General features: G+C 37.8%; 6 protein-coding genes and 1 pseudogene. All 7 read left to right on the forward strand.

Annotated features, from left to right (window positions below; translation table 11 throughout):
- Positions 1-113: pseudogene (locus tag ACKI3D_RS04415) on the forward strand (riboflavin synthase); the annotation flags it as partial.
- Between the two features lie 11 nt (positions 114-124).
- Positions 125-829: a glycosyltransferase family 2 protein gene (locus ACKI3D_RS04420; protein ID WP_407392539.1), complete on the forward strand. Its 705-nt coding sequence runs from the start codon at positions 125-127 to the stop codon at positions 827-829.
- Positions 830-837: 8 nt separating this feature from the next.
- Positions 838-1,185, forward strand: coding sequence for a DUF2304 domain-containing protein (locus ACKI3D_RS04425; protein WP_407392540.1), 348 nt, complete (start codon positions 838-840; stop codon positions 1,183-1,185).
- Between the two features lie 2 nt (positions 1,186-1,187).
- Positions 1,188-1,859, forward strand: a complete 672-nt coding sequence (locus ACKI3D_RS04430) for a (Fe-S)-binding protein (RefSeq protein ID WP_407392541.1) — start codon at positions 1,188-1,190, stop codon at positions 1,857-1,859.
- Positions 1,846-3,048 (forward strand): LUD domain-containing protein, encoded by a 1,203-nt coding sequence (locus ACKI3D_RS04435; protein WP_407392542.1) that lies wholly within the window; start codon positions 1,846-1,848, stop codon positions 3,046-3,048. Before ACKI3D_RS04430 ends, ACKI3D_RS04435 begins: the two co-directional genes overlap by 14 nt.
- A 102-nt stretch (positions 3,049-3,150) precedes the next feature.
- The gene (locus ACKI3D_RS04440; RefSeq protein ID WP_407392543.1) at positions 3,151-3,864 is read left to right on the forward strand and encodes a (5-formylfuran-3-yl)methyl phosphate synthase; all 714 of its coding nucleotides are present in this window, start codon (positions 3,151-3,153) and stop codon (positions 3,862-3,864) included.
- Between the two features lie 13 nt (positions 3,865-3,877).
- The gene (gene guaB, locus ACKI3D_RS04445) at positions 3,878-5,362 is read left to right on the forward strand and encodes an IMP dehydrogenase (RefSeq protein WP_407392544.1); all 1,485 of its coding nucleotides are present in this window, start codon (positions 3,878-3,880) and stop codon (positions 5,360-5,362) included.
- The last annotated feature ends 175 nt before the right edge of the window (positions 5,363-5,537 follow it).

Raw genomic sequence — 5,537 nt, forward strand, 5'->3', positions numbered from 1 at the left:
GGGCGCGTGAGCATGCACAGAACCTAATCAAAATGATGTATCACAGAAAAGCAATGAGAAAGGAAGCTGGAATGGGAATGCGCGAAGGAAAAGAAGATGCAGGACCGTTATAAAAAGGTGTAAAATGGGAATTGAAATCAGCAAGGAAGACAAGGATGCGACATATGTTGTTCTTCCGGCATATAATGAAGCTACAAGAATCCAACCGGTTATTGAGGAAATAGCTGAAAAGGGATACAATATGGTCATTGTCAATGACGGTTCTTCAGACGATACATTAGGTGTTGTCAGGCAATCCAAAAAGAAATTCCCTGACCAGATTCATATCTTTTCCCTAATCATTAATCGTGGGGTTGGCGTTGCAACACAGACTGGTTTCGATGCTGTTTTAAAGTATAATCCGAAATATGTTGTCAGTATGGATTCGGATGGACAGCATTCTCCTGATGATTTAGATAATGTCATAGAACCTTTAGTTAAGGGTGAAGCTCAGGCGGTAATTGGCGTCAGGCCTTTAAAGGATATGCCTTTTAGCCGTAATTTTGCAAATTCCGTAATGAATTTATTGACCAGAATATTTTATCATGTAAATGTAAGCGATTCACAAACCGGTTTTAGAGCCGTAACCTTTGATGCATTAAACAAAATTGAAATCAATGCAAGGGGATATCTCATTTCATCGGAATTCATTCGTGAGGTAAATGATAATAACATACCCTTTGTTGAAGTTCCGATTCAAACAATCTACACTCCGGAAACCCAAGCAAAGGGCACAAACGTTAAAGAGGCAATAAAAATATTAATTCAAATGATTAAACATCAGTTTTAGGTGAAAAAATGTTATTATATTCAGTTATATTTCCAATAATATCCATAATAGCTATTGTCTGGTTCTTGTTTAGATATCTAAATGAAAAGCAGTCATTCATTACAACAATCCTATGGGCCATATTATGGTTATTTGTCATTCTGTTTTCCATATTTCCTGAGTTAAGTATCTCTTTTGCAAATTTATTCGGTATAACCCGTGGTTTGGACTTCATTATCATTGTTGTATTTGTAGTTCTCTTTTATGTCATCTTCAGACTATACAATAAGCTGGACAAGCTACAGGATGACGTCAACAAAATCGTTAAAGAGGTTGCGCTTTCAAATGAAATATCTCTTGATGAGGATGAGGAATAACTATGCTTTATTTTAGAGGATGCACTGCACGTGAAAGACAAACCAGCATTCAGGATGCCACAGAGATGCTGTTAAAGTCAGCAGGTATTGATTATCATATTTTAGAAGATGAAAAATGTTGCGGATCTGTTTTGCTTAGAACAGGTTTTGACAAGGAAGCCCAAGAGCAGATTCAAAAGAATTCTGAAGTTTTTAAAGATGAATTAATATTAACATCCTGTGCAGGTTGCTACAAAACCCTAAAAGAGGATTATGACGGATTGGATGTAGTTCATATTTCACAATTATTGGATGAACTGATTAAGGATGAAAAGCTTGATTTTGACAAAACTGATTTAGATGTGACCTATCATGATTCCTGCCATCTGGGCCGTCATTGTGAAGTCTTTGATGAGCCCCGCGAGGTAATAAAGACTGTCGCAAATCTGGTAGAAATGGAAAATGTTCGTGAAGACAGCTTATGCTGCGGCGCCGGAGGGGGTGTCAAGTCAGCATATCCCGAAATCGCAGGCCAAATAGCTGAATCAAGATTATTACAGGCAATTGAAACAGGCTGCGAAACTCTTGTCACTTCCTGTCCTTTCTGCAAACTTAATTTGGAAAATGATGATTTGGAAGTTCTAGACTTGACAGAATTTTTAGTAAAGTATGGTGGTGTGGATGGACAAGAATGAACTTAAAACAATGAGAAAATCATTCAATACAGTTAAAAGCAGGTCAAATGCCATTAAGGAATCACCATCTACAAAACGATTGATGCAAAGGGTTCAGGAAATCAAAAAGTACTCAATCGACAATAATGAGGAGCTGATCAATCAGCTTTCAGATTCATTCAAACGTAATGATATTGATTTTATATTTGCAAAAACTTCTGAAGATGCTTTAAACGCCATCGATGATTTGCTTGAGGAATATGGTTGCACGGCAATAGCAAAAGCAAAATCAAATACTTTAGGCGAAATTAAGCTTAAAAAACATTTAAATGACAAAGATATTGAAGTTGTGGAAACAGATTTGGGAGACCGCATACTGCAGCTTAAAAAGACAGACAACAAACCGGTCCATCCGACAGGCCCTGCTTCCCATTTGAATATTTCAAAAATCACAGACATTGTCAATGATTCACTTGGCGCTAATGTTAATCCTGAAGCTAGGCAAATCATGGAAGCCGTAAGAAGTGATGTGCTAAAACGCATAGAAAGTGCCAACGTAGGTATAAGTGGAGCCAACGCAATAGCATCGGAAGAAGGATCCCTTGTAATGGTGCACAATGAAGGCAATATTTCAATAGTTTCACTAAAGGATTTGCATATAATTGTAGCTGGAATTGAAAAGATTGTACCTACATTGGAAGACGCAATCTCTGTTGTAAAACTTGAAACTATTTTTGCAACAGGAAGCTATGTCACATCATATATGAATGTGGTTTCAGGACCTTCAAAAACAGCCGACATTGAGAAAAAGCTCCTGAAAAACATGTATGGTGCTGAAAAGGTGGTTGTTATTCTTTTGGATAACGGAAGAAGCGAAGCAACACCGGAATGCCTTTATTGCATCGGATGCGGAAACTGTCTTGTCCACTGTCCGGTCTATAATGCCGTTGGAAATGAATTCGGATTCAATAACTACCTTGGAGGCAGAGGTGTTGCAATGTCAAAGTTCATTGAGGATGATGAGACATGTTATGATTCAGGATTGTATATGTGCACCTTATGTGGCCTATGCACACTGAACTGCCCACTTGCAATTCCAACAAATGAGATTATCGAATTCATGAGAAGATTCTCAACAGATGTTGGATTTTACCCTAAAGCCCATGGGGTTATTAAAGAAAATATTTCTCAAAAAGATTCCCCATATTAATTCTTATTTTTTTTTAAAATTTCTTTAAAATCAATAATATTTATAAATAATAAAGAAGTAATATTATTATATTATAAAATTATAATTTATTGGAGGAAATACATGCTTCTATTAATAAGTCCTATAAATCGTGAAGAAGCTCTTGAATCTATTGAAGGCGGAGCTGATATTGTTGATGTGAAAAATCCTAAGGAAGGTTCTCTAGGCGCTAATTTCCCTTGGGTAATCAAAGAAATTAGGGAATTGACTCCTGAAGACAAGCTTGTCAGCGCAACTTTAGGGGATGTGCCTTACAAACCAGGTACAGTTTCACTTGCAGCAATGGGTGCTCACGTTTCAGGAGCAGATTACATTAAAGTTGGATTATACGGAACAAAAAACCATGACGAAGCTGTTGAAGTCATGGAAAATGTTGTAAAAACTGTAAAAGATGTTAGTGAAGATACAATTATTGTAGCTGCAGGATATGCTGATGCTCATCGTGTCGGTGCAGTGGACCCTATGGAAATACCAAAAGTGGCTAAAGATGCAGGATGCGACCTTGCAATGCTTGATACTGCAGTTAAAGACGGTCATACTTTATTTGATTATCTAGATATTGATCAATTAAAAGAATTTGTTGAAGAGGCTCACAGCTATGGTTTATTAACCGCACTTGCAGGTTCTGTCAAAAAAGAACAACTAAAACCATTGCATGACATCGGTTGTGATGTTGTCGGTATTAGGGGAGCTGCCTGTGTAGGTGGTGACAGAAATACCGGTAAGATACACCATACTGCTGTAGCTGAGCTTAAAGAATTATTAAACTCATTTTAATCAGGTGTAACTCATGTCATTTTCAAAGAAAGTTCAAGAAGCAAGAATGTCTTTCACTTTTGATGATTTTCTTTTAACCCCTAATGCAAGTTATGTCGAACCTAAGGATATCGACACTAAAGTTGAATTGGGAAAAGGAATTAGCTTAAACATTCCAGTCTTAAGTGCGGCTATGGATACCGTAACCGAAGCGAGTCTTGCTATAGCTATGGCACAGGAAGGTGGAGTAGGTGTAATTCACAGAAACATCTCACAGGAAAGGCAGGTTGAAGAAGTAAAAAAGGTTAAGAATGCTGAAGATTTGACTATTCGCGATGTTGTAACTATTTCTAAAGATTCCACTATCGCTGAAGTTCAGGCTAAAATGCAGGATGAATTAATCAGTGGTCTTCCGGTTGTGGAAGGTGATGAAATTATTGGTATAATCTCTAAAAGGGATATCAGGCCAGTTCTAAAATCAGAACCTAATAAAACCGTAAAGGACATAATGACTTCTGATGTTGTAACAGTTGAAGAAGGAATATCCGCTGAAGAGGCATTGAATATTGCTTATGAAAATAAGGTGGAAAGACTTCCTGTTGTTCATGACGGCAAATTAGTTGGAATCATCACAATCAAAGATATCTTAAATCATGCACAATATCCAAAAGCAGCCCGTGACAAAGACGGTAACTTTTTGGTAGCTGCCGCTTGTGGTCCATTCGATTTGGAAAGGGCAATGGCACTTGACCAAGCCGGTGCGGATATAATTTCAATTGACTGTGCTCACGCTCACAACATGAATGTGGTCAAGTTTACACAAACCATTAAGGATAACATCGATGCCGAGTTATGTGTCGGTAACATTGCAACCGCTCAGGCTGCCGAAGACTTGATTTCCATGGGTGTAGATGCGCTTAAAGTGGGTATCGGACCTGGTTCCATGTGTACCACCCGTATCGTTGCAGGTGTTGGAGTGCCTCAATTGACTGCCATTTCAGATGTTGCTGATGCTGCGGCTGATTTTGGTGTTCCTGTAATTGCTGATGGTGGTATCAGATACTCTGGTGATGTTGCTAAAGCTATTGGTGCCGGTGCTGATGCGGTAATGTTAGGTAACTTGCTTGCAGCATCCTTGGAAGCTCCTGGTGAAGTTGTTGTTATGAACGGTAAGCAATATAAGAAATACCGTGGAATGGGATCCATGGGTGCAATGACCAGCGAGTATGACGGTGGAGCAGACAGATACTTCCAAGGTCAGAAAAGTAAAATGAACCACACCAAATTTGTCCCTGAAGGAATCGAAGGTGCTGTACCATACAAAGGTACCGTTGCTGAAATCTTATTCCAATTGGTTGGTGGTTTGAAATCATCCATGGGATACTGTGGTGCTAAGGATATTAAAGCAATGCAAGAAAAAGCAAACTTCGTTAGAATTACAAGCAGCGGTATTAAGGAATCCCACCCTCATGACTTGTTGATTACTAATGAAAGTCCTAATTATTCCCCACCGGAATAGTTAGACATTATTATTTTCTTTTTTGATGAGAATTATAATAGGGCATGAAGATTTATAGGAAGTAGATTTTTCTCATCAAAAATTATTATATTTTATTGAAGAATTAGTGTTTTTTGTTTAAAATACTAATTTTAACCAAACCTTTAAATATTAGTTAATTCAATATTATCATATT

Origin of the sequence: Methanobrevibacter sp. (genome assembly GCF_045586545.1) — an archaeon.
Taxonomy (GTDB): Archaea; Methanobacteriota; Methanobacteria; order Methanobacteriales; family Methanobacteriaceae; genus Methanocatella.

What these genes read in the sequence shown, in the direction of transcription:
- ACKI3D_RS04420 (WP_407392539.1), top strand. Translation starts at nt 125, where the DNA reads ATGGGAATTGAAATCAGCAAGGAAGACAAGGATGCGACATATGTTGTT.
- ACKI3D_RS04425 (WP_407392540.1), top strand. Translation starts at nt 838, where the DNA reads ATGTTATTATATTCAGTTATATTTCCAATAATATCCATAATAGCTATT.
- ACKI3D_RS04430 (WP_407392541.1), top strand. Translation starts at nt 1,188, where the DNA reads ATGCTTTATTTTAGAGGATGCACTGCACGTGAAAGACAAACCAGCATT.
- ACKI3D_RS04435 (WP_407392542.1), top strand. Translation starts at nt 1,846, where the DNA reads ATGGACAAGAATGAACTTAAAACAATGAGAAAATCATTCAATACAGTT.
- ACKI3D_RS04440 (WP_407392543.1), top strand. Translation starts at nt 3,151, where the DNA reads ATGCTTCTATTAATAAGTCCTATAAATCGTGAAGAAGCTCTTGAATCT.
- guaB (WP_407392544.1), top strand. Translation starts at nt 3,878, where the DNA reads ATGTCATTTTCAAAGAAAGTTCAAGAAGCAAGAATGTCTTTCACTTTT.